We start from the raw sequence: 24,188 nt of genomic DNA, 5'->3' as shown, positions 1-24,188 counted from the left end.
GGCTCAGACCATGCTCACGCGCTGGTAGATCCTTAGCGCGGGTCGGGTCAGCAGGCCGAGCTCGTCGAGGAACTCCATCAGGTGCGCGCAGCTCGAGCGCATCAGCGTGTGGTGGTGCTCGTTCGCCTTCGCCGCGGCCACGGCGCGGGCGGGGTCGAGCCCGGCGGCGGCGTAGACGCCCTCGTTGACCATGTTGGACACGATCTGCTGGGCGGCGACCGCGATCACCAGGGCCGACAGCCGCCTGCGGCGCGGGCTCGCCCCCTCGATCCGCTCGCGCATCTCCTGCCGGGCGAACTTCATGTGGCGCGACTCCTCGACCACGTGGATCTTGCTGGTGGTCCGCACGATCGGCAGCACCTGCTCGCCGCGCATCCAGTCGCGCTGCATCACGTCGAGCACCTCCTCGGCCACGAGGATCCCGCCGTAGGCGACCTCGGCGGCGGCGACGCTCTTGAAGCCGCGGCCCAGGGCGATGCTGGCCCGGCGCGGGAAGTAGGCGCCGATGCCCATCGTCGAGCAGGCCCGGGCGAACATGATCGAGTGCCGGCACTCGTCGGCGATCTCGGTCAGCGCGAACTGGAAGTCCGGCTCGGCGTAGTCGCTGCAGTACTGGTCGCGCAGCACCATCTGCTGGAGGATCATCTCGAACCAGATCCCCGTGCTCATGATCGAGGCGACCTCGTGCCGGGTCAGCGTGACCCGCTGGGCGTGGGTCATCTCCTCCCACAGCTCCGTGCCGTAGAGCGTGCTCCACTCCGGGTTCAGCCCGAAGTGGTCGGGGTCCAGCGGGGCGTCCCAGTCGACCTCGGTGGAGGGGTCGTAGGACAGCGCCGCGGCGGAGTCGAGGAGTCGCTGCGAGGAGTCGCGGGTGCCGGGCAGGGGAGCGGTCGTGGTCATCGGGGACCTCCGTGAGCTGGTCGGGTGCCGGTCGGAGCAGTTGGTGCGACGCCGTGTCCGGTAGGGGGTACGGCGCGTATCGAGTACCTAGACGGTACACCGCGTACCCCCTGTCCGGGCAAGGGTTCCCGCGGGTGAGCCAGGTAACCTCGCGCAGGTGTCGACACCGCCCGCCGAGCCTGCTGCGCCCGCGGCGCCCGCGCTGGCCGACGGCCGGGCCGTGCGCTGGAGCGGCCAGCAGCAACGGCGTCGAGAGGAGTTCGTCGAGGCCGCGCTGGTGGCCATCGCCGAGCACGGCGCCGACGTGTCCACCGAGCAGATCGCCGCGCAGGCCGGCGTCGCGCGGACCCGCCTCTACCGCCACTTCGCGGGCGCGAACGAGCTCAACCAGGCCATCGCGGCCCGGGCCGAGGCGATGATCCTCGAGGGCCTCGCCCCGTCCTGGGACGCCTCGACCAGCCCGATGACGATCATCCGCACTGCGGTGACCACGCACCTGCAGTGGCTCACCGAGCACCACGGGCTCTACCGCTACCTGGTGCGCCACTCGGTGACCACCGCGGCCGGGGAGAACGTGGTCACCGACGTCAAGCGGCTCATCTCGGACCTGCTGATCCGGCTGCTCGACCACTTCGTCGACCTGCTCGGGCTCGACGTCAAGGTCACCCAGCCGCTCTCCTTCGGCCTGGTCGGCTTCGTCGACGCCGCGGCCGGTCGGTGGGTCGAGGACCCGCGGGGGGTCTCGCTGGAGGAGATGGTCGACCTGCTCGCGGGGTGGATCTGGTCGCTGCTCGACGCCGTCCTCGGCGACGTCGGCCTCGACATCGACCCCTCGGTGCCGCTGGAGCTCGAGCCGGTCGACTGAGGACCGGGCACCGCACCGGCGGCGTCAGTCGCCGAGCGTGGACTCGAGGTCGCGCAGGTAGCCCGCGAACCCGCGCCCGACCCGGCCGTACCGGCGACCCGAGGTGAGTGCCGGCAGGCCGGGCATCTCGCGCACGCCGCGGGCACGGAGCGCGCCCACGAGCAGGACGTCCTCGTGCTCCCGGACCGGCGGGAACCCTCCGGCGGCGTCGTAGTCGGCGAGCCGCACCCCGAGGTTGGCCCCGTGCACCGCGGGCGGCGTGGTGGGTCCGTGCCGGAGGAGCCAGGCGGCGTACGTCGTGACGTCGAGGTCGCGCTGGTCCGGCACCGCCGCGCCGACGACGAGCCCGGCGCCGGCGTCGGCGGCGGCCACCTGCTGGACCAACCAGCCCGGCGGGACGACGGTGTCCGCGTCGGTGGAGGCGATCCACACCGCGGTGGGCGGCACCGGGCCGCACGCCGTCGCGGCGGCACGGACGCCCTGGCGTCGCGCGGTCCCGACGCTGCGGGCGGCCACGGACCGCGCCGCGACCCCGTGCCGGGCGACGACCTCGGCCGTGCTGTCGGTGCAGGAGTCCAGCACGACCAGCGTGGTGGTGGTGAGGAGCGGGTACGCCTCCCGCAGGGCCGCGACGGCGACCTCGACGGAGTGCAGGCAGCGACCGAGCAGCTCCTCCTCGTCGTGCGCCGGGACGACCACCGCGACCGCCCGCACCCGGGCCGGCCGCACCTGCTCCCGTTCAGTCATGCGGGTCGGGCAGGACGTCGTGGCCGAGGACCAGCACCTCGACGTCGCGGTCGCGGTAGCTCGCGGCCACCGGGAGGACGCCGGTGAAGGCGGCGTGGACGTCGGCGCCGTCCAGCGGCCAGCCCTCGACCGGGTGCCGCCAGTGCGCCAGGGCGACGACACCGCCCGGCGCCAGGTCGGCGACGACCCGGGCGACGAGGCCGTCGAGAGCGGCAGGGGAGAGGAAGTAACCCACCTCGGAGACCACGACGAGGTCCCAGGGGCCGGGCGGCTGGTCGTCGGGCACCGCCCCGGGCAGCAGGCGTACGCGGGCCCCCGCGGGGTCGGCGTCGAGGCGCGTGCGGGCCAGCGCCAGCGCGTGGGGACTGGGGTCGAGCGCGGTGAGGAGGTCGCAGCGCGCGGCCAGGGCGAGGGTCGTCGCCCCGGTCGAGCAGCCGACCTCGAGCGCAGCGCCGTACCGCCGGTGCGGCAGCAGGGCGAGCAGCAGGTCCCGCTTGCGCTGCTCGTACCACCGTCGGTCGACCCCCCACGGGTCATCCGTCTCTGCGTGCACCCGGTCGAGGGCGGGGTCGGTGGCCGGCTCGCGGACGAGCACCTCGACGTTCCCTGCGGCGTGCGCCAGCAGGTCCGGGCCGAGCAGCACCTCGTCGCCGGGCCGGTCCGAGAGGGATTCGACCTGGGTGCGGTGCGCGCGCACGGCGGCCGCCTTCGCCGCGACCGCGGCGGGGCCGAGGGGGAGCGCGGTGAACCGGTGCCAGGGGGCGTCGACGGGGCTCGCCCAGTGCCAGAACCAGACGGCGTACTCCCGCAGGTCGGCCCCGCAGCGGACGGCCGCGGCGGCGCCGGCGCGCCCGACGGCCTCGTGGTCGGGGTGGCCGTCGCGCCGCCAGGGCGCGACGACGAGGGTCCGCCGTCCGTCCCCGACGACGTCCACCACCGCGGTGGTCACGGTGTCCTCGTGGTCCGCGACGCCACCGTCGGGCAGCCCGAGCAGGAGGGGGACGCAGCCGGGTGCCAGCGTGGCCACGGCGGCGTGCGACTCCCGCGCGCGGCGCTCGGCGAGCTGCGCGGGGGTGTGGGTCGGCGAGCGGGGGTGGCTGGCCTCGCCGAGCGTGGCCACCACGACGGAGACGGTGAGGCCGCGGGCGTGAGCGGTGGCCAGGAGGCCGCCGGCGCCGAGGGTCTCGTCGTCGGGGTGCGCGGCCAGGACGACCACCCGGTCGACCTCGGCGAGGGGGTCGTCGGCGGGACGGCCGGTGCCGTCGAGCAGCGCCGCCCAGCGCGGGTCGGCGCGCCAGGCGGTGGCCGGGGTGCCGGCCTGGTCGTGGGTGAACGTCACCACGGCGGGGTCGCGGCGTCGCTGGCGTCGGCGGCGTCGGTGGCGTCGAGGAGGGCGGCGCCGAGGGCGGCCTGGTCGCGCTCGGCGTGGTGCTGGCGGAGGTAGAGCGCGAGGTCCGCGACCCGGCGGGCGTGCCGGGCCTCGTGGGCCAGCGGGCCGGGCCCGAGCGCGTGGGCCAGGCGGGAGGAGACCTCCTCCGCGGCGTCGGCGACCACCTGGCGCACCCGCGCGGCCAGCAGCGCGCCGTCGGCACCGGTCGCGCGTCCGGCGTCGACCTCCGCGGCCGCGGTGACCAGCACCGACCGCGCCCCGGTCAGGGCGGCGTCGACCGCTCCGAGGTGCACCAGCGCGACCTGGTCGGGCTGCCGGGTCCGGCACTGGCGGTGCAGCCGGCGGGCGAGGGCGACCGCGCCGCCGTACCAGACCGCGGCCACGCCGGCTCCGCCCCAGGCGAAGCCCGGCCGGTCGAGGTACCAGCCGACCGGCCCGACCGGGGTGGCCGGCACGGCGTCGAGGGCCAGGGTCGAGGTGGTCACCTCGGCCAGGGCGTAGGCCGACCAGGCGCCGTCCTCGACGACGACGCCGGGCTGCCGCGTCGCCACCGAGAACATCGCCCGGTCGTGCTCGCCTACCCACGCCGTGACCAGGCCGTGGCTCACGTCGCCGGCCAGCGAGCACCACGGCTTGCGGCCGGAGAGGCGCCACCCGCCGGGGGCGTCGGCGTCCCGTACCGCCTCGAGCCGGGCGTGCGAGGCCTCGGCGGCCCAGACGCCGTACGACGCGTCCTCCTCGGCCGCGGCGGCCGGCCGGTCGGGGGCCTCGTCGAGCACGGCGAGCGCGTCGAGGTGCGGCTCGAGGACCCGGGCCAGCGCGAGGTCGACCGCGGCGACGGTTGCCAGCTGCTCCCAGCGCGCCAGGGTCCGGCCGCTGCCGGGGAGGGGCGCGTGGTGGCCCACCCCGACGGACCAGGTGACCGCGTCGGCGACGGGCGCCCCGACCAGGGCCTCCGCGCCGGCGGCGAGGTCGGCGAGGTCGGCCGCGGTCGGGTCGGTCGGGTCGGTCGCGGTGGCCGGGGCGAGCCGGACGGGGATGGGCGCGGTCGCGGTGTCGGTCGGGGACGGGGGCACGCGTCCACTGTGGTCGGTCACGGCCGTGCCGGCTCCATCCCTGGGTACCCGACCGGGCGGAGGGACTGGGTGGGCGGTTCCCGGGGTTCGCGCGCCGTGCAGGGCACGCGAAGTCGGGGAATCCCCGCTCGGGCGGGGATTCCTGGGGCAGGTGGGGTCAGTGGGGCGCGGAGGCGCCCCGGCGCGAGGTGACGAGCGTCTTCACCGCGACGATCACCGCACCCAGCAGCGCGCCGACGAGGGCGGAGGCGGTGGTGTTGACCAGCCAGCCGAGCACGCCGCCGAGCACCGGGACGGCGTCGTGGACCGCGACCTCGAGGTGGTGGACCAGGTCGTACGGGCCGCTCAGGCCGAGCTCGTCGAGCCCGACCAGCTCGATGTGGCCACCCACCCACAGCATCGCCGCCGTCCCGACCACGGAGATCACCGAGAGCACCTTCGGCATCGCGCGGACCAGCCCGGAGCCGAACCGGCCGGCGGCGCTGTCGGCGCCGCGGCGCTCGACCAGGGCCAGGCCGAGGTCGTCCATCTTCACGATCGCCGCGACCGCGCCGTAGACCACCACCGTGATGAGGACCGCGACCACGACCAGGATCACCAGGCGGGACAGGAAGCCCTCCGAGGCGATCTCGTTGAGCGCGATGACCATGATCTCGGCCGAGAGGATCAGGTCGGTGCGCACCGCCCCGGAGACCACCTCGTCCTCGGACTTCTCCCCGGTCTCCTCCTCGGCGTGCGCCCCGTGGCCCAGCGCGTGCCAGACCTTCTCGGCGCCCTCGTAGCAGAGGTAGGCGCCGCCGAGCATGAGGATCGGGGTCAGCGCCCACGGCAGGAACTGGCTGAGCAGCAGCGCGGCGGGGAGGATGAACAGGAGCTTGTTGCGGATCGACCCGATCGCGATCCGCTTGATGATCGGGACCTCGCGTGCGGCAGCCAGCCCGCGGACGTACTGCGGGGTGACCGCGGCGTCGTCGACCACGACGCCGGCCGCCTTGGCGGAGGCACGGGCCGCGGCGGCCCCCACGTCGTCGACCGACGCCGCCGCGAGGCGGGCGAGCGCGGCCACGTCGTCGAGCAGGCCGAAGAGGCCGGCGCTCATCGCGGCGTCCGGCAGGAGGCGGGGGTGGGGACGGGGGAGGTCACGGCACCATCATGGCCCGAACAGCGGCTCAGCGGTGCACCTCACCTCGGGCGCGCTCGCCGCCCCGGTCAGCAGGAACCGCCGCACCTGCTGCGTCGCGCAGGGGTCCGACCCGGTGGCGACGTGGCCGAAGCCGCCGTCGACGACCACCAGCGGCGACCCGCCGAGCTCGTCCCGCAGCGCCAGCGCCCCGGGCAGCGGCGTGGCCGGGTCGTGGGCGTTGTTGACCACCAGCACGCGCGCGGGGTCGGGCACGCCGAACGGGCCGCGGTAGGCGTCCTCGGAGGAGCCCGGCCACCCGTCGCACGCCGACGAGGACCAGCTCCAGTACGGCCCCAGGTCGCCGTGGTCGGCGAAGGAGAGGGCGGCGGCGTCCTTCCAGGCCTGCGGCGACGAGGGGTTCACGGAGTCGGCGCACAGCACCCCGTGGAAGGAGCCGTCGACGTAGGCGCTCGGCGCGCGGCCGTACGGCCCGGGGAACGGCCCGGTCGGCGACCCGGCCTCGCGGAGCGCGCGGGCCGCGACCCGACCCGTGCGGCCGGCGTCGAGGTTCGCCAGCGCCCGTTCGACCTGGCGCACCAGCTCGGCCACGCCGGCGAGGTCGCCGGCGTAGAGCGCCGACACGGTCGTGGAGACGAGCACGTCGTGCGGGACCCGGATCCGGCCGGCCGCACCGGGGTCCGCCCGCAGCCGGTCGGCGACCGCGTCCCAGCGGGCCAGGGCGTCACCGGGCCCCGCCAGCGCGCAGGCCCGGAGCGCGACCTGGTCGCACCGCGCCAACCCCTGCTCGAGCGCCTCACGGGTGCCCGCGTCGGAGCCGAGCCGGGTGGTGACCGGCACGGTGGTGCCCTCCCCGGCCCGCCCGGTGGTCCAGGCCACCGGGTCGAGCACGCCGTCGACGACCATCGCGCGCACCCGGTCGGGGAACATCGCGGCGTAGGTGGCGCCGAGGACGCTGCCGTAGGAGGCGCCGAAGAAGGTGACGGTGTCCTCGCCCAGCGCCTGCCGCACCCAGTCCAGGTCGCGGGCGGTGTCCGCGGTGCTCATGTGGTCGACGATCCGCTCGTCCCGGCAGAGCCGCCGCTCGACCGCGTCGTGGTCCAGCCACCGCCGCACCTGGGCCGGGGTGCGGGGGAACGACGTCCGGGGGACCCGGACCTCGGCCCGGCCCAGGCACAGCGCCGCCTCGCTGCCCCCGACCCCGCGGGGGTCGACCCCGACGACGTCGAAGCGGTTGCGCACCGCCGGGCCGAGCAGCCGGCCCGCGGTCCGGGCGAACGAGGTCGCGCTCGCGCCCGGTCCGCCGGGGTTGACGAACAGGGTGCCGAGCCGCCGGGCCGGCCTGCGGGCCGGCACCTCGAGCACCGCCAGGCGGACCTCCGGCCCCGCCGGCTCGTCGTGGTCGAGCGGGACGGGCACGCGCGCGCAGCGCGCGCCACCGCAGCGCCGGAACCGGGGTGGGGCGGGCGCGAGGTCGTCCGCGGCTGCCGCAAGGGCCACGGACGGCCGCGCCGTGGAGACGCCGGCAGCGCCAGCAGCGGCACCGGCGGCGCCCACCGGGCCGGCCGGCAGCAGCAGGGAGAGGGCGAGGACGCCCGTGAGCAGCGCGGCCGCGGCGGTGCGGCGGGGTGGGGTCACCCCGCCACGGTGAGGCACACCGACGCCGGCGGCAAGCCGGCTCGCGGAGGCACCGGTGGCACCGGCGGCAGGGCCGGGGAGGTCAGGTGGGCCGGCCCGCCTCGTCGAAGGCCTCGACCGCGCCGCGCAGGAAGCGGTGGACCACCGCGCGGTCGTGGTCGTCGAGGTCGGCATCGAGCGAGGCCAGGCGGCCGAGCATCGGTCCGAGGTGGGTCAGGACGTCGGCCCGGCCGTCGTCGGTGAGCTCCACGACCGTGCGCCGCCGGTCGGCGGGGTGCGGGTGGCGCGCCACGTGGCCCTTGGCGCTCAGCCGGTCGACGACGCCGGTCGAGGCCGCCGTGCTCACCTCGAGCAGCCGGGCCAGCTCGGCCGGCCCGGCCGCCTCGCGCGCCAGGTGCTCGAGGGCCTGCATCTCGTGGTCGTTGACCCCGAGCCGGCGGGCCAGCTCGTGGCGGTAGCGCGCGGAGGCGTCGACGAGGTCGCGGACCAGCTGGGCGGTCATCGGGGGCTCGTGCTCGGGACGGGTGATTTTCTTTCACCAACTTAACTACTAGGCTACTGAACAACATCGTACCGCTGCACCCAGGAGCCTCCCGTGTCCCCACGCACCGCCACCACCGCCCGACGTGCGACCGGCCCGGTCGTCGGCGCGATCACCGGACGGCGTACGTCGGCCGTGGTCGCCCTCACCGGGCTCGTGCTCGCCGTGCTGGCGATCCTGTTCCTCGGCGAGGGGGAGCGGACCCCGAGCTCGACCGACAACGTCCCGGCCGGGCTCGACTCGACCCTCGGCACCGAGCTGCGCGACGAGCTCCCCGCCGGCGACACCAGTGCGGCGGTGGTCGTCCTGACCGCCGACGAGGGCACCTTCGACCGGGCCGCGGTCCGTGCGCTGACGAGCCTCGCCGACGACCTCGGCGCGGTGCCGGCCGGTCCGGCCGGGCCGCTCCAGGTGGCCGAGGACGGGACGGCGGCCCTCGCCGTGGTCCCGCTCGACGGCGGCTCGGCCAGCGACACCGCCACGGCCGTGGGCGAGCTGCGCGACCGCGTCGACGGGGCCGTCCCGGACGGGGTCACCGGCCAGGTCACCGGGCCGGCGGCGGTGCAGGCCGACCTGGCCGCGGTCTTCGACGGCGCCGACTTCCGGCTGCTCGGCGCGACCGCGCTGGTGGTGGCGATCCTGCTGATCCTCACCTACCGCAGCCCGGTGCTGTGGCTGGTCCCGCTCACGGTGGTCGGTGTGGCCGACCGGCTCGCCGCGGTGCTCTCGACGCAGGCCATGCAGGTCCTCGGCGTGGCCTGGGACGAGTCGACGGTCGGCATCCTGTCGGTGCTGGTCTTCGGCGCCGGCACCGACTACGCGCTGCTGCTGATCTCGCGCTACCGCGACGAGCTGAAGGTCGAGGAGTCACGCCACCGCGCGATGGCGACCGCGGTGCGGCGCACGGCCGAGGCGGTGGTCGCCAGCTCGGTGACGGTGCTGCTCGGCCTGCTGACCCTGCTGCTCTCCCTGGTGCCGACGACCCGTGGACTGGGCCTGGCGTGCGCCATCGGCATCGTGGTGGCCGCGACCTTCGCGCTCGTCGTGCTGCCGGCCGCCCTGGTGTGCTTCGGCCGGTGGGTCTTCTGGCCGCGCGTGCCGCGGGTGGGGCAGGCCGCGCTGGCCGACACCGACACGGTCTGGCATCGCGTGGGCGACCGGGTCGCCCGGCGACCGGGGGCCTTCGTCGCCGGCACGCTGGTCGTGCTGGCCGTCCTGGCTGCCGGGGTGCTCCGGGTCGACACCGGTCTCGGCACCGACGAGCAGTTCCTGCAGGAGCCGGAGGCGATCAGTGCCGCCACCCGCCTGGCGGAGTCGTTCCCCGCCGGGGTGTCGGACCCCGCGCAGGTGCTGACCAGGGCGCCGGCGGCGCAGGTGCTGGCCGCGGTCGAGGACGTGCCGGGGGTGGGCGCGGCCGAGGTGGCGCAGGAGGGCGCCGGCGTCACGCAGCTCGACGTGGTCCTCGAGGGCGAGCCCGGCAGCGACGAGGCGGCCGCGACCGTGGCCGGGCTGCGCGAGGCCGTGTCCGGTCTCGAGGACACCCACGTCACCGGTACCGAGGCCGAGGCGGTCGACGCGAAGGACGGCGCCGCCCGGGACCGGTGGCTGATCTTCCCGCTGATCCTGGTCCTGGTGCTGGGCGCGCTGCTGCTCCTGCTGCGCTCGGTGGTCGCGCCGGTGCTGCTCGTGCTGACGGTCGTGGCCACCTACGCCGCCGCGCTCGGCACGTCGTGGTGGGTGTTCACCGGGCTGCTCGGGTTCAGCGCGATCGACACCGGGGTGCCGCTGTTCGCGTTCCTGTTCCTGGTCGCGCTCGGCGTCGACTACAACATCTTCCTGGTCACCCGGGCCCGCGAGGAGGCCGCGACCCACGGCTCGCGCCAGGGCATGCTGCGCGCCCTGGCGGCCACCGGCGGCGTCATCACCAGCGCCGGGATCCTGCTGGCCGCGGTGTTCGCGGTGCTCGGCGTGCTGCCCCTCGTGCTGCTCGCCCAGCTCGGCACGATCATCGGCCTCGGCGTCCTGCTCGACACCCTGGTCGTCCGCACGGTCCTGGTGCCGGCCCTGGCCGTCCGGCTCGGCGACCGGTTCTGGTGGCCGGCCCGTCCGGGACCCGCCACCGGCGGGGTGCCGGGGGGTGGGGCCGGTTAGGGGCACGATGAGCACCATGACCTCTGCCGACCACCCCCGCGACGCGTCCCCGGACGCCGACGGAACCCCTGACCCCCTGCGGCCGCGCGGCACGCCGCAGGAGCGTCAGGACGACACCGAAGCGGTCGGTGACGCCGACAGCGTCACGGCCTCGGCCCGGGCGCTCGACCCCGGCGCGATGGCCTCCGGCGTACGCCGCCTCTCGACGTGGACGCTGCGCCTGCTCGTCCTCGTGGTCGGCGCGATCGTGCTCGGGATGCTGGTCGGCAAGCTGTGGAGCATCCTGCTGCCGCTGGTGCTGGCCCTGGTGCTGACCACGGTCCTCGAGCCACCGGCCCGGCTCCTCGAGCGCCGGCTCCACGTGCCCCGGGCGTTGTCGTCGGCGTCGGTGGTGCTGCTGTTCGTCGCGGTGTTCGGTGGCCTGATCGCGCTGCTGGCCCCGACCGCCAGCGACGAGGTCGTCGAGCTGGCCCTGAGCGCGTCGAAGGGCCTGAACGACCTGGAGTCGTTCGTGGCCGACCTCGGTGTGGGCGTGACCGACGCGCAGATCGAGTCCGTCGTCGCCGCGGCCCAGGACCGTCTCCAGGCCAGCGCGGCGACGATCGCGTCGGGAGTCCTGGTGGGGCTCGGCGCCGTCGCGAACCTCGCGGTCAACGCGGTGGTCACCCTGGTGCTGACCTTCTTCTTCCTCAAGGACGGTGGCCGCTTCCTGCCGTTCCTGCGCCGCTGGACCAGCCCCACCGCCGGCCACCACCTGATCGAGGTGTCGACCCGGTCCTGGATCACCCTGGGCAGCTTCGTGCGGACCCAGGCGCTGGTCGGCCTGATCGACGCGGTCTTCATCGGCACCGGCCTGCTGCTGCTCCAGGTCCCGCTGGCGCTGCCGTTGGCCGTCATCACGTTCCTGGCCGCGTTCGCCCCGATCGTGGGAGCGGTGACCGTCGGCGCGCTGGCGGTGCTGGTCGCGCTGGCGGCGAACGGCTGGGTCACCGCCCTGATCGTGCTGGGCCTGGTGCTCGCCGTGCAGCAGCTCGAGGGCAACGTCCTGCTGCCGTGGCTGCAGGGCCGGAGCCTTGACCTGCACGCCGGCGTGGTGCTGCTCGCGATCGTCCTGGGCTCGACGCTGTTCGGCGTGATCGGTGCGTTCCTGGCCGTGCCGACGGCGGCCGTGGGTGTCGTGGTCGCGCGCTACCTGCACGAGCAGGCCAGCGCGGAGCCGGTCGCCGACATCCTCCGACGCGAGGAGGAGGCGCCCCCGGAATGAGGAAGACCTCCGCCTCCGGCGCCGTGGCGTCGGGAGAGGAGGTCCGGTGCTCGACCCGGCGCCGCGGACGGCGTCGGGGTGAGCGCTGGATCAGCGCTGGGTCAGGCCCAGGCCGACCGAGAGCGTCTCGGTGAGCGACGTGCGACGGGGGGAGCGCGCCAGGTTGGCGACGCGCGAGAAGCGGGTGCTGCGGGCCCGCGACTGCGTGCCGGCGGAGTGGCGCGAGACGGCGGGAGTGGTGTCGAACATGGTTCTCAGATCCTTAGGTTCACTGGTCGGTGTATCTAGAACGATACACAGGTCGGTGTAGCGTCAGCAAGATGACGGACCACGACACGCCGGGTGATCTCGACCACGTCGTCGCGGAGACCCCCGACGAGGGCGTCCCGGAGGCGGACCCGACCACGCCGGAGCGGATCATCGCGGCTGCGGCCCGCTGCTTCTACCGCGACGGGATCTACTCCACCGGGGTCGACGCGCTGGCCGCCGAGGCGGGCATCTCCAAGCGCACGCTCTACAACCACTTCCCCAGCAAGGACGCGGTGGTCGCGGCGTACCTGCGCCAGCGCGAGCAGCAGTGGCAGGAGAAGCTGCACGGGATCTGGGAGGAGGTCGGCGACGACCCGGCGCTGCAGATCGTGGCCTACGTCCGCGGCTACGCCCACCCCGTCGAGGACGAGGTCTTCCGCGGCAGTGCCTTCATCAACGCCGCCGCCGAGCTCTCCGACGCCTGGGGCGAGGCGCTGGGGGTGATCCAGGAGTCGATGAAGCACATGGAGGACGGCATGGCACGGATCCTCGCCACCGCCGGCGTCCGGGACGCCGCCTCGGTCGCCACCCGGATCCTCTACCTCGTCGAGGGCGCCGTCGCCGTCGGCGGGGTGCGTCGCGACGAGAGCTGCCTGCGCGACGCCGAGTACTTCATCGAGCTGCTCCTCGAGGAGTGCGGCCTGTCGGTCGAGGCGGTCCGCGCCGCCAGCTGACCCGCCGAGATGACGCTCGCGGACAGCCGAGATGACGCTCGCGGCGCGTCGAGGTGACGCTTGCGGCGCGGGCTCAGCCCACCCGGTCGCGCTCGACCGCCGCCGGCTCGACCGGCCGCCGCGACCACCAGCCGGCCAGCAGCGAGCCCGACACGTTGTGCCAGACCGAGAAGATCGCGGCCGGCAGGGCGGCCGCCGGGGAGAAGTGCACCGTGGCCAGCGTGGCCGCGAGGCCGGAGTTCTGCATGCCCACCTCGATGCTCACCGCCCGGCGGGCGGGGACGTCCAGCCCGGCGAGGCGGCCCAGCCCGTAGCCCACGCCGAGGCCGACCCCGTTGTGCAGCACGACCGCGAGCACCAGCAACGGCCCCACGCTGAGCACGGTGTCGGCGCTGCCCGCGACCACGACCGCGACCACGGCGGCGATGCCGGCCACCGAGACCAGGGGGAGCGCGTCGAGGACCCGCTCGACCAGGGCCGGGACGACCGTGCGGAGCAGCAGCCCGAGCAGCACCGGGGCGAGCACCACCTGGACGATCGAGACGAAGAGCGCCCCCGCGTCGACCGGGAGGAACTCCCCGGCCAGCCACAGCACCAGCAGCGGCGTCAGCACCGGGGCGAGCAGGGTGGAGAAGGTCGTCATCGCCACCGACAGCGCGGTGTCGCCCTTGGCGAGGAAGACCATGACGTTGCTCGCCGTCCCGCCCGGCGACGCGCCGACCAGCACCATCCCGGCGGCCAGGGCCGGGGAGAGGTCGAGCAGCCGGGCGAGGGCGAAGCCGGTCAGCGGCATCCCGAGCATCATCACCGCGAGCAGCCAGGGCACCGCGGGCGCGGCCTGGGCGAGGGTGTCGGGCAGGAGCAGCCCGAGCCCGCCCGCGGCGAGCACGAGCACGGCGAACCAGCGACCGGTGAAGGCGCTGGCGCGCTGGAGGACGGGGGTGGAGGACGACGGGCTCACCGGCCCAGGTGACCACACCGCGGGGACGGCGACGGGCCACCGCCACATGCTGGCGGTGGCCCGTCGCCGGGTGGTCGGGTCAGCCGACCTGCATCTCGCCGAGCTCGGACCACTCCGTCCCGGGCACCTCGGCGTTGACGATCCGCGGGGTCGCGGCGAGGTACGCCGGCAGCTCGCTGGTCGCCTTCTTGAAGTGGTCGGACTGCACGTGGGCGCCGCCGGCGTCACCGTCGCGGAACGCCTCCACGAGCACGTACTCGTTCGGGTCGGTGACGCTGCGGGACCAGAAGAACCACAGGCAGCCGTCCTCGGCGTTGCAGGCCTCGGTGAACTCGCGGGAGATCTCGGGCCAGTCGTCGGCGTGCTCGGCCTTCACCGAGAAGACGGCGGTGATGAAGATCAAGGGTTTCCTCCTGCTGGGTGGTGGGGGTCAGGGGACCAGGATGGCGCGCCCGCGGACGCGGCCGTGGTCGAGGTCGTCGACGGCGGTCGCGAAGTCGTCCAGGGCGTACTTCTGGGTGTGCAGCGTGACCTGGCCGCGGGCCGCGAGGACCATCAGGTCGCACAGGTCGTTGTAGGAGCCGACCAGGTTGCCGACGATGTTGATCTCGGCGCTGACGATGTCGATGGTCGGGACGTCGATGTTCTCGCCGTACCCGACCACGTGGTAGTCGCCGGCCCGGCGCAGCATCGCCACGCCCTCGGCCGTCGCCCCGCCCTCGCCCACGAAGTCCACGAGCACCTCGGCGCCGTGGCCACCGGTCAGCTCGAGGACCTGCTCGACGTGGGTGCCGTCGGCGACGACACCGTGGTCCGCGCCGATCGACAGCGCCAGCTTCACCGCGTCCGGGTTGCGGTCGACCACGACGATCTCGGCCGGGGTCAGCGCCTTGAGGACCTGGATCCCGATGTGGCCCAGACCGCCGGCGCCGATCACCACGCACCGGTCGCGCGGGGTCAGCCGCTTCGCGGCCTTGGCGGCGGCGTGGTACGCCGTGAGGCCGGCGTCGGCCAGCGCCGCGACGTCCGACGGCTCGAGGGAGTCGTCGATCTTCACCACGCTGCGTGCGGTGGTGCGCAGGTAGTCGGCGTACCCGCCGTTCGTGTCGATGCCGGGGAAGTCGCTGACCTCGCAGTGCACGTCGTCGCCGGAGCGGCAGGCGCGGCACAGGCCGCAGGTGACCAGCGGGTGCAGGATCACCTTGTCCCCCTCGCGCAGGTGGGTCACCGCCGAGCCGACCGCGTGCACCCAGCCGGCGTTCTCGTGCCCGATCGTGTACGGCAGCGTGACCTGGGACTTCTCGGCCCACTGCCCCTCCAGGATGTGGAGGTCGGTGCGGCAGACGCCGGCGCCGCCGATCCTGACGACGACGTCGAGGGGGCCGGTGGCCTCGGGGACGTCGACCTCGGCCATCTGCAGGCCCTGGTGGTAGCCGACGACCTGGACGGCGCGCATGGTGCTCATCGGTGCTGCTCCTTCGCGGGGTGGGGACGGGTGGTGAGCGAGGCCAGCGGCACGAACGCCTCCTCGGCGCGGGGGGCCTGGTCGCCCTCCGAACCGGGGTAGCGGGTGGCGAGCAGGCCGCGGCAGAAGTGGGCGTTGCCGTCGATCGAGATCCGCGTCGAGCGGGCCCGGCGCAGCGCCATCGGGACGTCGTCGGGACGACGGCCCTCGGCGTCGACCAGGACCACGGCGTCACCGTCGACGGGCAGGCCGAGGGCGGCGCGGCGGCGTACGAGCGCCTCCCGGTCGTGACCCTCGGGCAGGTCGCCCAGGCGGACCTCCCCGAGCGTGCCGACCGCGCGCTCCGGGTCCAGGCGCAGGAGCCCGGTCAGGCAGCGCTCGGCGGCGGCCGTGTGCGCCTTGCGACGGAAGACCATCCGCAGCTCGTCGAGGCTGTCCTCGGCCTCGTCGCCGAAGGTGCCGCGGTAGCCGGCGTCGGCGGCCAGGCCGGCGTTGATCCTCGGCGAGTCGTGGTGGTCGTCGAGCTCGACCACCAGCGCCCGCGGGTCGTCGCGCCGGGCGAGCAGGGCGCTGACCTCGTCGCGGCTGTCGGAGGCCATCAGGTAGGCGAAGCTCGGCGAGCAGAACGACGTCGGCAGGCGCAGGTGCACCTCGACCGCCGCCTCGGTGACCGTCACCGAGGTGACGAAGCCGAGGTCGGTGATCGGCTCGTCGAGCTCGGGGTCGAGCACGACGTCGAGCACCCCGCGCACGTGGGCCTCGGTCAGCGGTGGTCCGGGGACGCTCGCCGGCGCGCGCTCCTCGACCTCCGACAGGAGCGTCATCGGGCGCCCACCAGGTCCGGGTCGGCGGCCGAGGGGTCGCGGGGACCGGTGGCGGTCTCGTCGGCCTCGGGCAGGCGCAGGGCCTGCGGCACGTCGAGGTCGTACAGCGCGGCGGCGTTGAGGCCGAGGATCTTCTTCTTCTGCTCCAGGGTGATCGGCGCGTACTCACTCATGTCGGAGGGGATCTGGAAGTCCACGAAGGCCTCGACCAGCCACTTCGGGGTCCAGATCGCGTAGTCGGAGGAGAACAGGATCCGGTCCTCGCCGATCCAGTAGAGGAGCTCCCCCATGATCTGGGCGAAGTAGCGGGGACGGGTGTGGATGAAGGGCATCGCCACGGCCAGGCCGCCGTAGACGTTCGGCTCCTGGGTGGCGATCCAGCAGAAGTCCTCCAGGCGCGGCAGGCCGACGTGCTCCACGATGAAGTTCAGGTCGGTGAAGTCGGTGGCCACGTGGTCGACGTCGGCCACGTCGAAGGCATCGCGGTCGAGGGGGCGGATGGTGGGGCCCTTGTGGACGTGGATGTTCTTGATGCCCAGCTCGCGGCAGGCCTCGAAGTAGCGGTAGGCCCACGGGTCGTCGAGCTTCCAGCCACGCGAGTCCCCGTGCCACTCGGCGGTGTAGAGCTTGACGCCCTTCAGGCCGTACTTCTCCGCGTCCGCGTGGAGCTGCTCGAGGCCGCGCTCGCCGTTGCGGGGGTCGAAGTTGTGGTTGTAGGTGAGCTTGTCCGGGTGCGCCGAGGCCAGGGCGGAGGCCTCCTCGGACTGGCCGAAACCGGTCTTGTAGAACTCGTGGAGGTAGGCCGGCTGGAAGATGGCGTGGTCGGCGTAGCCGTCGGTGAAGACGTCCCTCATCAGCCGCTCCCCGCCCTGGTAGAGGTACTCCTCGTAGGGCCAGACCTCGGACTCGGGCGAGAGGTTGCGGTGGTAGTCGTAGAAGCAGTCGATGAACTGCTTGCCGTGGATGTTGCGCTGGTTCTCCTCGCGGGCGTCCCACAGGGCGATGTGCGCATCGACGATGTAGAAGTCTTCGCCGTCCTTGGTGTACATGGTTCCTCCGTCTCCGCCCGTGACGACCGTCACGGAGCTCGTCGCCGACGCTAGGTCGTCGCGACCCCGCTGCCGAGGGGGTGCGCGTCTCACTTTGAGACGCGGGTCACAGTCCGCGTCGTACGCTGGCGCCACCGCCGGGCACGCGTGGGTGTGCCGGGGGCGGCCGTGGAGGTGGCTGGTGGGGGAGCTCGAGCAGCACGCGCCCGACCGGGTCGTGGCGTCGTGGCGCCGCAGCGAGGGCTACGGCGTGTCCCACGGTGAGGTGCAGCCGCGCTTCAGCGGCGCGCCGCCCACGGAGTCGCTGTTCGCGACCTGCGGCCGCGAGGTGCTCGGCGACCTCCACCGGTCGCTGGCCGCCGAGCCGGTCAGCCTCATGCTCACCGACGCCGACGGCCTGGTGCTGGACCGCCGCAGCGGTGACCACGCGCTGCTGCGCGCCCTGGACGCGGTGCACCTCGCACCGGGCTTCTCCTACGCCGAGCGCGAGGCCGGGACCAACGGGCTCGGCCTGGCGCTCGCCGACCGCACGCCGACGGTGGTGCGGTCCGAGCAGCACTACGCGCTGAGCCTGCGCGGCTACACCTGCGCCGCCGTGCCGGTGCTCGACCCCCGCACGGGACGGCTCGAGGGCGCGTTGAACCTCACCACCTGGTCGGCCTCGCACAGCGACCTGCTGCTGGCGCTGGCCCGCTCGGCCGCCGGCACCACGACCGCGCTGATGCTGGCCCGATCCGGCGGCGGTGCCGCCCCGACGCCCTCGCGCGGGGCGGTCTACCGGGTGGAGGCACCGCGCCTGGAGCCCGGCTCCGGCACGCTGACGGGTCTGTCCGCGTCCTGGACCGACGCGCTCACGCAGGTCCGCGCCGCCGTGGCGAGCGGGCGGGTGGTGGCCGTGGTGGGCGAGCGCGGCGCCGGGCGGACGACCCTGCTGGCCCAGGCCGCGCGTGCCGAGCGCCCCCGCGGGCGGGTGCTGGCGGCCCGGGTCCCGGCCCCGGACGACGTCGCCACCTGGCTCGACCTGTGGTCGCCGGAGGTCGGCAAGGAGCACACCACGGTGCTGCTCGGCGACGCCGACCTGCTGCCGGCGTGGGCGGCCGACCGGCTCCGCGACCTGCTGCCCGGTGCCGGCCCGGCCGGCTGGGGCGCGACCGCCGGACGCCTGGAGGACCTGCCGGCCGCGCTGGTCCCGCTGGTCGGCGCGGTCGTCCAGGTCCCGCCGCTGCGCGAGCGTCCCGACGACGTGGTCCCGCTCGCGCGCCACCTCGCCCACCAGGTGCGCGGGCGCGAGGTGGACCTCACCCCGGCGGCCGAGCAGGCGCTGCGCGACCACGGCTGGCCGGGCAACGTCGCGGAGCTGCGCGACGTGGTGCGCGACGCGGCCACGCGTACCGACGTCGTCGAGGTCCGCCACCTGCCCGCCGAGGTGCTCAGCCAGGGCACCCACCGGCTCAGCCGGATCGAGACCTTCGAGCGCGACGAGATCGTGCGGGTGCTGACCCGGCCGGGGGTGACGATGCGTGAGGGAGCGCTCGAGCTGGGCATGAGCAGGGCGACGGTCTACCGCAAGATCGGGCAGTACGGCATCCGGCTCCCCCGGGGGTGACCGCGGGGGTGATTGGCCCGCGCCCCGTAGCGTCGGGCCATGACCTCCCCGCGGCGCTGGCTGGTGGTGGCCGCGCTGGTCGCGGCCGTCGTGCTGCTCCCGCTCGCCCCCCGGCTGCTGCCGGCCGACGAGACCGACCAGGAACCCGCCGCGCTGCTCGCGCTGCTGGCCGAGGCACCCGACGCGGGCTGGAGCGGGTACGTCGAGACGACCGGCACCCTGCAGCTGCCGGCCACCGGGGACCTCGACGACCTCGGCTCGCTGCTCGGCGAGACCACGCGGCTGCGCGTGTGGTGGCGCGACGCGGACTCGTGGCGGGTGGACCGGCTGCTCACCGCGGGTGAGAGCGACCTGCGGCACACCGACGACGTCACCGTGGCCTACTCCTACGAGGCGCAGGAGGCCGAGGTCAGCCGCGACCCCGACATCCGGCTTCCCCGCACCAGCGACCTGCTGCCCTCCGAGCTGGCGCGGCGCTTCGTGGTCGGAGCCGACCCGGCGGCCGTCAGCGCGATCCCCGCGCGGCGGGTGGCCGGGGTCTCCGCCGCGGGGCTGCGGGTCGACGGCTCGCTGGCCGACGAGCGGACCACGATCGGGCGGGTCGACGTCTGGCTCGACCCCGCCACCGGGGTGCCGCTGCTCCTCGAGGCCTACGCCGAGGGGTCGTCCGCGCCCGCCCTCACCAGCGAGGTCCGCGACTACGACCCGGGCACGCCGCCGGCCTCGGTGGTGGCCCTCGAGCCCACCGCCGACACCGACGCCGAGCGGGTCGACGTGCTCGACATCGCCGACGCCGCCAGCCAGTACGCCCCGCTCCGCCCGCCGGCCGAGGTCGCCGGCCTCGACCTCCAGCCGAGCTCGCGCGGCGCGGTGGGGGTCTACGGTCGGGGACTCACCCAGCTCGTCGCCATCCCGCTGCGCGACAACGAGGCCGACCCGCTGCGCGAGCAGGTCGCCGTCACGCCCGACGCGGTCGCCACCGACGACACGATCGGGGCGCTGGCCGGCCCGCTCGGCGTCCTGGTCGGTGGCCGGGCCGGTGACGGCGGCTGGCTGGTCGCCGGCACCCTCGACCTCGACGCGCTGCGCACCGCCGAGGCCGACCTGCGGGCCGGCGCCGTCTATCTCCCCGAGGAGGACCAGTGATCCGCACCCACGGCCTGACCAAGCGCTTCGGCCGGGTGGCGGCGGTCAGCGACCTCGACCTCGACGTGCGCGAGGGCGACGTCTACGGCTTCCTGGGCCCCAACGGCTCCGGCAAGACCACCACCGTCCGGATGCTGCTCGGCCTGGTCCTGCCCACGTCCGGCACCGCCGAGGTGCTGGGCCGTCCGATGCCCGCCTCGGCCGCCGAGGTGCTGCCCCAGGTCGGGGCGATGGTCGAGGGGCCGGCGGCGTACGGCCAGCTGTCCGGGCGCCGCAACCTGTCGCTGTACGACGCCGCGGGCCGAGGGTCGCGCTCCGGGCGGGCCGGCCGCGTCGACGACGCGCTGGCCCGGGTCGGGCTCTCGGGCGTCGACAGGCGACCCGTGCACGCCTACTCCCTCGGGATGCGCCAACGGCTCGGCCTGGCCCAGGCGCTGCTGACCTCCCCGCGGCTGCTGGTCCTCGACGAGCCGACCAACGGCCTGGACCCGCAGGGCATCCGCGACATCCGGGCGCTGCTGCTCGACCTGAACGCCGCTGGCACGACGGTGCTGGTCTCGAGCCACCTGCTGGCCGAGATCGAGCAGACCTGTGGCCGGGTGGGCGTGATCTCGCGCGGGCGGCTCGTGGTCCAGGACGACCTCGACGCCCTGCGCGGGCCGACCGGGCGCCAGCTGCTGCGCACCGTCGGCGCGACGCACGGCGAGCGGGCGGCCGGGGTCCTCGGCCGTGCGGTCGAGGAGCGCGACGGCGAGCGGCTGATCGTGCGCGGCGAGGACCCTGCCGCCATGGTGGCGGCGCTGGTGGGGGCGGGCGTGCCCGTGGTCGAGGTGACCCCGGAGCGCCGCACTCTGGAGGGCGTCGTGCTCGACGCTACCGGTGCCGGCTCCGACGACTTCTCCACCTCCGACCACGGCCGGGAGGGCGCCGCGTGATCCGCGTCGAGCTGTCCAAGATGGTGCGCAGCCGGCGCACCTGGGTGACGATCCTGCTGATCGACGCCCTGCCCAGCCTGGTCGCGGTGCTGCTCTCGCTGACCGCGATCGGCCCCCGGCCCGGCACCGGCCCCGCCTTCCTGTCGGCCGTGCTCACCGACGGCACCCTCTTCCCGCTGGCCGCGCTGGCCATCGTGCTGCCGCTGCTGCTGCCGATCGCGGTGGCGCTCACCGCGGGCGAGGCCGTGGCCGGCGAGGCGCAGCAGGGGACCCTGCGCTACCTGCTGGTGCGCCCGGTCGGGCGGCTCAGCTTCCTGGTCGCCAAGATGGTGGCCGTGATGGCGTTCGTCGTGATCACGATCGTGGTCGTGGCGGTCACGGCGTACGTCCTCGGCGTGCTGCTGCTCGGCAACGGCGAGGTCACCGCCGGCTCCGCGGTCGTGCCCGGCGGCACGTCGGTCTCGGGGACGACGCTCTCGACGCCCGAGCTGGTCGGGCGCACCGCGCTGGCCCTGGCGTACGCGATCCTCTGCATGGCCGGCGTGGCCGCGATCGCGCTGTTCCTCTCCACCGTCGCCGATTCCCCGCTCGGGGCGGCGCTCGGGACGATGGCGGTGCTGATCGCCTCGACGCTGCTGTTCACCCTCGACGCCGCCGACGTCGTCCGCGACGTGCTGCCGACCCGCTACTGGCTGGCCTTCGTCGACCTGTTCCGGGACCCGGTCCTGTGGCGCGACGTCGTGCGCGGGGTGCTGCTGCAGCTGGCCTACGTCGTGGTCTTCTTCGGCGCGGCCTGGGCCAACTTCGCCACCAAGGACGTCACCGACTGACGGGTGCGCGGCGGCGCGGGACGCGGGCCGCGGGGCCGCGGGGCCGCGGGGCCGCGGGGCCGCGGGGATAGTCCCTGACGAAATCGTCCCGGGAACCGCGGATCCACGACGATCTCGTCAGGGACTATCCCGGGCCGGGGGTCAGCAGACCTCGGGGCCGGGGACGGCCGGCGGGGTGGTGTCGAGCTCGGCGACCACGATCCGCAGGACGGCCGGGGTGCTCGGGACCTCGCCGTGGCTCACCACCAGGTCCGGGCAGACGTCCTGGAGGCCGAAGGAGACGGCGCCGTCGAGGCGACCGGAGGTGGGCGGGACGACGGTCTGGTCGTCCTCGGTCCACAGCGCCGCCCACTCCGGGCCGCTGGGGGTCTCGTCGCCGGCGTTGAGGCCGGCCAGCAGCTCGCTGTCGGGCTGCAGCTGCTGGCAGCCCTCGGGGCACCCGGCGCCGGCCAGGCCGGCCGCCTCGGCCAGCTCGGTGCCGTGGTGCGGGGAGGCCAGGGTCAGCACCCGGCGGGTGATCTCGTCCCCGCCGAGCTCGGCGACGTACAGGCGCGCGGCCACCCCGCCGGCGGAGTAGCCGACGACGTCGACCGACGGCGCGCCGGCCGCCACCGCGGCCTGGGCGGCCTCGGCCACCAGGGCGGCGTGGTCGCGCAGGTCACCGCGGCCGTCGCCGGGCGGCGGCACCACCTCGACCGTGCGCCCCTCCGCCTCCAGCGCGCCGGCCAGGTCCTCCAGGCCCGCGTCGCTGCCGCCGTACCCCGGCAGCAGCAGGACCGGGCCGACCTCGCCCTGTGCGACCGGCGGGGCCGGCTCGTCACGGCCCAGGACCAGCGCGACCGAGCCGGCGACCGTGGCGAGGACCACCAGCGCGGCGACGGCGAGCCACAGCCGGCGGCGCGCGGGGGAGAGGGAGGCGAGCACGGGTCCAGCATGCCCGGGTGGCCCACGGCGGGCCGGCCCGCCGTCACCCGGCCGGGTGCGGGGCCACCCTCCTACGGTGGGGCCATGACCTCGATCCCCGCCGGGCTCGCCCGCGCGCTCGACACCGCGCTCGACCGCTCGGTGGTGCTCGGCTACACCCGGATCGGGTCCGGCCTGCGCCGCCGCTTCTGGGCCGCCGACCCGCCGGCCGGGGCGCTGCTCGGCAAGCACGTCGTCGTCACCGGGGCGACCTCGGGCATCGGCGAGGCGATGGCGCTGTCCTTCGCCCGCCTCGGTGCCACCGTCCACGTCCTCGGTCGCACGCAGAAGAAGATCGACACGGTCCTGGCCGACGTCCGCACGCAGGTGCCGGCGGCGCAGGTGGTCGGCGAGCTCTGCGACGTGAGCGACCTCGACGCCGTCCGCGCGTGGTGCGCCGACCTCGTCGGCCGGGTCGGTGCGCTGCACGGGCTGGTCCACAACGCCGGCGTGCTGCCGCCCGAGCGCCAGGAGAGCGCACAGGGCCACGAGATGACGCTGGCCGCGCACGTGCTCGGGCCGCACCTGATGACCGAGCTGCTGCTCGAGCCGCTCCGCGCCGGGGGCCGCGACGGCGGCGCCACCGTGGTGTGGATGAGCTCGGGCGGGATGTACACCTCCGGTCTCCGTGCCGACGACCTGCAGTACGTCCAGGGCGAGTACGACGGGGTGCGCGCCTACGCGCGCACCAAGCGGATGCAGGTCGTGCTCGCCGACGCGTGGGCAGAGCGGCTCCGCGAGAGCGGCGTGACCGCCGCGTCGATGCACCCCGGCTGGGCCGGCACGCCGGGCATCACCGACTCCCTGCCCGGCTTCGGCAAGGTCGTCGGCCCGCTGCTGCGCACGGCGGAGGACGGCGCGGACACCGCGGTCTGGCTGGTCGCCACCCGGCCGTCGGCCCCGGGGACCCACCACTTCTGGCACGACCGCCGCACGCGGCCCACGACGTACCCCGTCCAGAAGAAGGACGACCGCGAGCAGGTGGCCGACTTCCTGGGCCAGGTCGCCGAGCTGACCGGCACCGAGGCGTGGCCCGCGACGGTGCTCCGGTGACGGGCGCGACGGTGAACGACGAGGCCCTGGCCGAGCCGCTCCGCTCCCGGTGGAGCCCCACGTTCTTCGACGACACCGAGACCCTCGACCGGGCGCAGGTCACGACGCTGCTGCAGGCGGCCCGCTGGGCGCCGAGTGCCGGCAACTCCCAGCCGTGGGTCTTCCTGGTCGCCGAGCGCGGCTCGGGGACGCGCGCCGCGCTCGAGGAGCACCTCTCGCGCGGCAACGCCTGGGTGCGTCGCCCCGCCGTGGTCCTGCTCGGCTGCACCCAGGTGGGCCCGGACCCCGCGGCCCCGCCGAGCGGCAAGCCCGCGAAGGACCCCGCGTACGCCCACCACGACCTCGGCCAGGCCGCTGCCCACCTGACGCTGCAGGCGCGGACGATGGGCCTGGACGCCCACCAGTTCTCGGGGTTCGACAAGGACGCGGTCGCCGCCGCCCTGGACCTGCCCGACCACGTCCGCCTGCTCACCGGGATCGCCGTCGGCCACCGCGGCGACCCCGCCGCCGCCCCGGAGGCCGAGCGCGAGCGGGAGGCCAAGCCGCGCACCCGCAAGCCGCTCGACGAGGTGGCGCTGGTGCGGTGGGGTGAGGCCTGGTAGCTGAGGCCTGGTAGCTCGGGTGCCGGGGGAGGTCACTCCGGCCACACCCGCCCCGCCC

The 24,188-nt window shown here is 75.2% G+C and carries 24 protein-coding genes; 10 read left to right on the top strand and 14 right to left on the bottom strand.

Annotated elements, in window-relative coordinates; genetic code table 11:
• Positions 1-3: 3 nt before the first annotated feature.
• Positions 4-900, bottom strand: a complete 897-nt coding sequence (locus GV155_RS18920) for an AurF N-oxygenase family protein (protein WP_160010498.1) — start codon at positions 898-900, stop codon at positions 4-6.
• Positions 901-1,057: 157 nt separating this feature from the next.
• On the opposite strand from GV155_RS18920, the gene GV155_RS18915 reads away from it, so the two are divergent.
• Positions 1,058-1,765, top strand: a complete 708-nt coding sequence (locus GV155_RS18915) for a TetR/AcrR family transcriptional regulator (RefSeq protein ID WP_201300249.1) — start codon at positions 1,058-1,060, stop codon at positions 1,763-1,765.
• A gap of 24 nt (positions 1,766-1,789) precedes the next feature.
• On the opposite strand, the gene GV155_RS18910 is transcribed toward GV155_RS18915, so the two are convergent.
• From GV155_RS18910 to GV155_RS18885, 6 genes are all read right to left on the bottom strand, one after another.
• Positions 1,790-2,512, bottom strand: a complete 723-nt coding sequence (locus tag GV155_RS18910; protein WP_160010496.1) for a glycosyltransferase — start codon at positions 2,510-2,512, stop codon at positions 1,790-1,792.
• Positions 2,505-3,851 (bottom strand): bifunctional PIG-L family deacetylase/class I SAM-dependent methyltransferase, encoded by a 1,347-nt coding sequence (locus GV155_RS21015; protein WP_160010494.1) that lies wholly within the window; start codon positions 3,849-3,851, stop codon positions 2,505-2,507. Before GV155_RS21015 ends, GV155_RS18910 begins: the two co-directional genes overlap by 8 nt.
• A complete protein-coding gene (locus GV155_RS18900; protein WP_160010492.1) occupies positions 3,848-4,978 on the bottom strand; it encodes an acyl-CoA dehydrogenase in 1,131 nt (376 codons plus the stop codon). The genes GV155_RS21015 and GV155_RS18900 overlap by 4 nt, the downstream gene beginning before the upstream one ends.
• 157 nt (positions 4,979-5,135) lie before the next feature.
• Positions 5,136-6,077, bottom strand: coding sequence for a DUF808 domain-containing protein (locus tag GV155_RS18895; RefSeq protein ID WP_160010490.1), 942 nt, complete (start codon positions 6,075-6,077; stop codon positions 5,136-5,138).
• A 51-nt stretch (positions 6,078-6,128) separates the two neighbouring features.
• Entirely contained in the window at positions 6,129-7,757 is a 1,629-nt protein-coding gene (locus GV155_RS18890) for an alpha/beta hydrolase (RefSeq protein WP_160010488.1), read from the bottom strand.
• An 82-nt stretch (positions 7,758-7,839) separates the two neighbouring features.
• Positions 7,840-8,259 carry a MarR family winged helix-turn-helix transcriptional regulator gene (locus tag GV155_RS18885; RefSeq protein ID WP_160010486.1) on the bottom strand — a complete coding sequence of 140 codons (420 nt, stop codon included), beginning with the start codon at positions 8,257-8,259 and terminating at the stop codon, positions 7,840-7,842.
• 93 nt (positions 8,260-8,352) lie between these two features.
• Here GV155_RS18885 and GV155_RS18880 point away from each other — a divergent pair, with 93 nt between their 5' ends.
• Positions 8,353-10,449, top strand: coding sequence for an MMPL family transporter (locus GV155_RS18880; RefSeq protein WP_236554427.1), 2,097 nt, complete (start codon positions 8,353-8,355; stop codon positions 10,447-10,449).
• Positions 10,450-10,465: 16 nt separating this feature from the next.
• Complete coding sequence (locus GV155_RS18875; protein ID WP_160010484.1) at positions 10,466-11,713, top strand: AI-2E family transporter; 1,248 nt, start codon at positions 10,466-10,468, stop codon at positions 11,711-11,713.
• Between the two features lie 90 nt (positions 11,714-11,803).
• Here GV155_RS18875 and GV155_RS18870 read toward each other — a convergent pair whose 3' ends face one another.
• On the bottom strand, positions 11,804-11,962 hold the full coding sequence (locus GV155_RS18870; RefSeq protein ID WP_160010482.1) for a hypothetical protein: 159 nt from the start codon (positions 11,960-11,962) through the stop codon (positions 11,804-11,806).
• A 71-nt stretch (positions 11,963-12,033) separates the two neighbouring features.
• On the opposite strand from GV155_RS18870, the gene GV155_RS18865 reads away from it, so the two are divergent.
• Positions 12,034-12,696 carry a TetR/AcrR family transcriptional regulator gene (locus GV155_RS18865; protein ID WP_160010480.1) on the top strand — a complete coding sequence of 221 codons (663 nt, stop codon included), beginning with the start codon at positions 12,034-12,036 and terminating at the stop codon, positions 12,694-12,696.
• A 73-nt stretch (positions 12,697-12,769) separates the two neighbouring features.
• Here the strand turns inward: GV155_RS18865 and GV155_RS18860 are convergent, their stop codons facing one another.
• The 5 genes from GV155_RS18860 to GV155_RS18840 all read right to left on the bottom strand — a co-directional run bounded on the left by GV155_RS18860 (position 12,770) and on the right by GV155_RS18840 (position 16,995).
• Positions 12,770-13,657: a bile acid:sodium symporter family protein gene (locus GV155_RS18860; protein ID WP_201300248.1), complete on the bottom strand. Its 888-nt coding sequence runs from the start codon at positions 13,655-13,657 to the stop codon at positions 12,770-12,772.
• 79 nt (positions 13,658-13,736) lie between these two features.
• Positions 13,737-14,060, bottom strand: coding sequence for a putative quinol monooxygenase (locus tag GV155_RS18855; RefSeq protein WP_160010476.1), 324 nt, complete (start codon positions 14,058-14,060; stop codon positions 13,737-13,739).
• 27 nt (positions 14,061-14,087) lie between these two features.
• The gene (locus tag GV155_RS18850) at positions 14,088-15,122 is read right to left on the bottom strand and encodes an NAD(P)-dependent alcohol dehydrogenase (protein ID WP_236554426.1); all 1,035 of its coding nucleotides are present in this window, start codon (positions 15,120-15,122) and stop codon (positions 14,088-14,090) included.
• Positions 15,119-15,946: an iron-sulfur cluster assembly protein gene (locus tag GV155_RS18845; RefSeq protein ID WP_160010474.1), complete on the bottom strand. Its 828-nt coding sequence runs from the start codon at positions 15,944-15,946 to the stop codon at positions 15,119-15,121. The genes GV155_RS18850 and GV155_RS18845 overlap by 4 nt, the downstream gene beginning before the upstream one ends.
• A complete protein-coding gene (locus GV155_RS18840) occupies positions 15,943-16,995 on the bottom strand; it encodes an amidohydrolase family protein (protein ID WP_160010472.1) in 1,053 nt (350 codons plus the stop codon). The genes GV155_RS18845 and GV155_RS18840 overlap by 4 nt, the downstream gene beginning before the upstream one ends.
• A gap of 181 nt (positions 16,996-17,176) precedes the next feature.
• Between GV155_RS18840 and GV155_RS18835 the strand changes: the two genes are divergently transcribed.
• From GV155_RS18835 to GV155_RS18820, 4 genes are read left to right on the top strand one after another with little or no spacing between them, the layout of a single operon-like run.
• On the top strand, positions 17,177-18,601 hold the full coding sequence (locus GV155_RS18835; protein ID WP_201300247.1) for a GAF domain-containing protein: 1,425 nt from the start codon (positions 17,177-17,179) through the stop codon (positions 18,599-18,601).
• Between the two features lie 39 nt (positions 18,602-18,640).
• Complete coding sequence (locus GV155_RS18830) at positions 18,641-19,747, top strand: hypothetical protein (RefSeq protein ID WP_160010468.1); 1,107 nt, start codon at positions 18,641-18,643, stop codon at positions 19,745-19,747.
• A complete protein-coding gene (locus tag GV155_RS18825) occupies positions 19,744-20,682 on the top strand; it encodes an ABC transporter ATP-binding protein (RefSeq protein ID WP_160010466.1) in 939 nt (312 codons plus the stop codon). The genes GV155_RS18830 and GV155_RS18825 overlap by 4 nt, the downstream gene beginning before the upstream one ends.
• Positions 20,679-21,512: an ABC transporter permease gene (locus GV155_RS18820; RefSeq protein ID WP_160010464.1), complete on the top strand. Its 834-nt coding sequence runs from the start codon at positions 20,679-20,681 to the stop codon at positions 21,510-21,512. Before GV155_RS18825 ends, GV155_RS18820 begins: the two co-directional genes overlap by 4 nt.
• 141 nt (positions 21,513-21,653) lie before the next feature.
• Here the strand turns inward: GV155_RS18820 and GV155_RS18815 are convergent, their stop codons facing one another.
• A complete protein-coding gene (locus tag GV155_RS18815) occupies positions 21,654-22,436 on the bottom strand; it encodes a lipase family alpha/beta hydrolase (RefSeq protein WP_160010462.1) in 783 nt (260 codons plus the stop codon).
• An 84-nt stretch (positions 22,437-22,520) separates the two neighbouring features.
• Here GV155_RS18815 and GV155_RS18810 point away from each other — a divergent pair, with 84 nt between their 5' ends.
• Positions 22,521-23,528, top strand: coding sequence for an SDR family NAD(P)-dependent oxidoreductase (locus GV155_RS18810; RefSeq protein ID WP_160010460.1), 1,008 nt, complete (start codon positions 22,521-22,523; stop codon positions 23,526-23,528).
• Positions 23,525-24,130: a nitroreductase family protein gene (locus tag GV155_RS18805; protein WP_160010458.1), complete on the top strand. Its 606-nt coding sequence runs from the start codon at positions 23,525-23,527 to the stop codon at positions 24,128-24,130. Before GV155_RS18810 ends, GV155_RS18805 begins: the two co-directional genes overlap by 4 nt.
• Positions 24,131-24,188: the final 58 nt, after the last annotated feature.

The sequence above is a fragment of the Nocardioides sp. AX2bis genome, assembly GCF_902506435.1.
Classification (GTDB): Bacteria; Actinomycetota; Actinomycetes; order Propionibacteriales; family Nocardioidaceae; genus Nocardioides.
The sequence above is the reverse complement of the archived record's forward strand: the minus strand, read 5'-3'. Positions and strand labels throughout refer to the sequence as shown.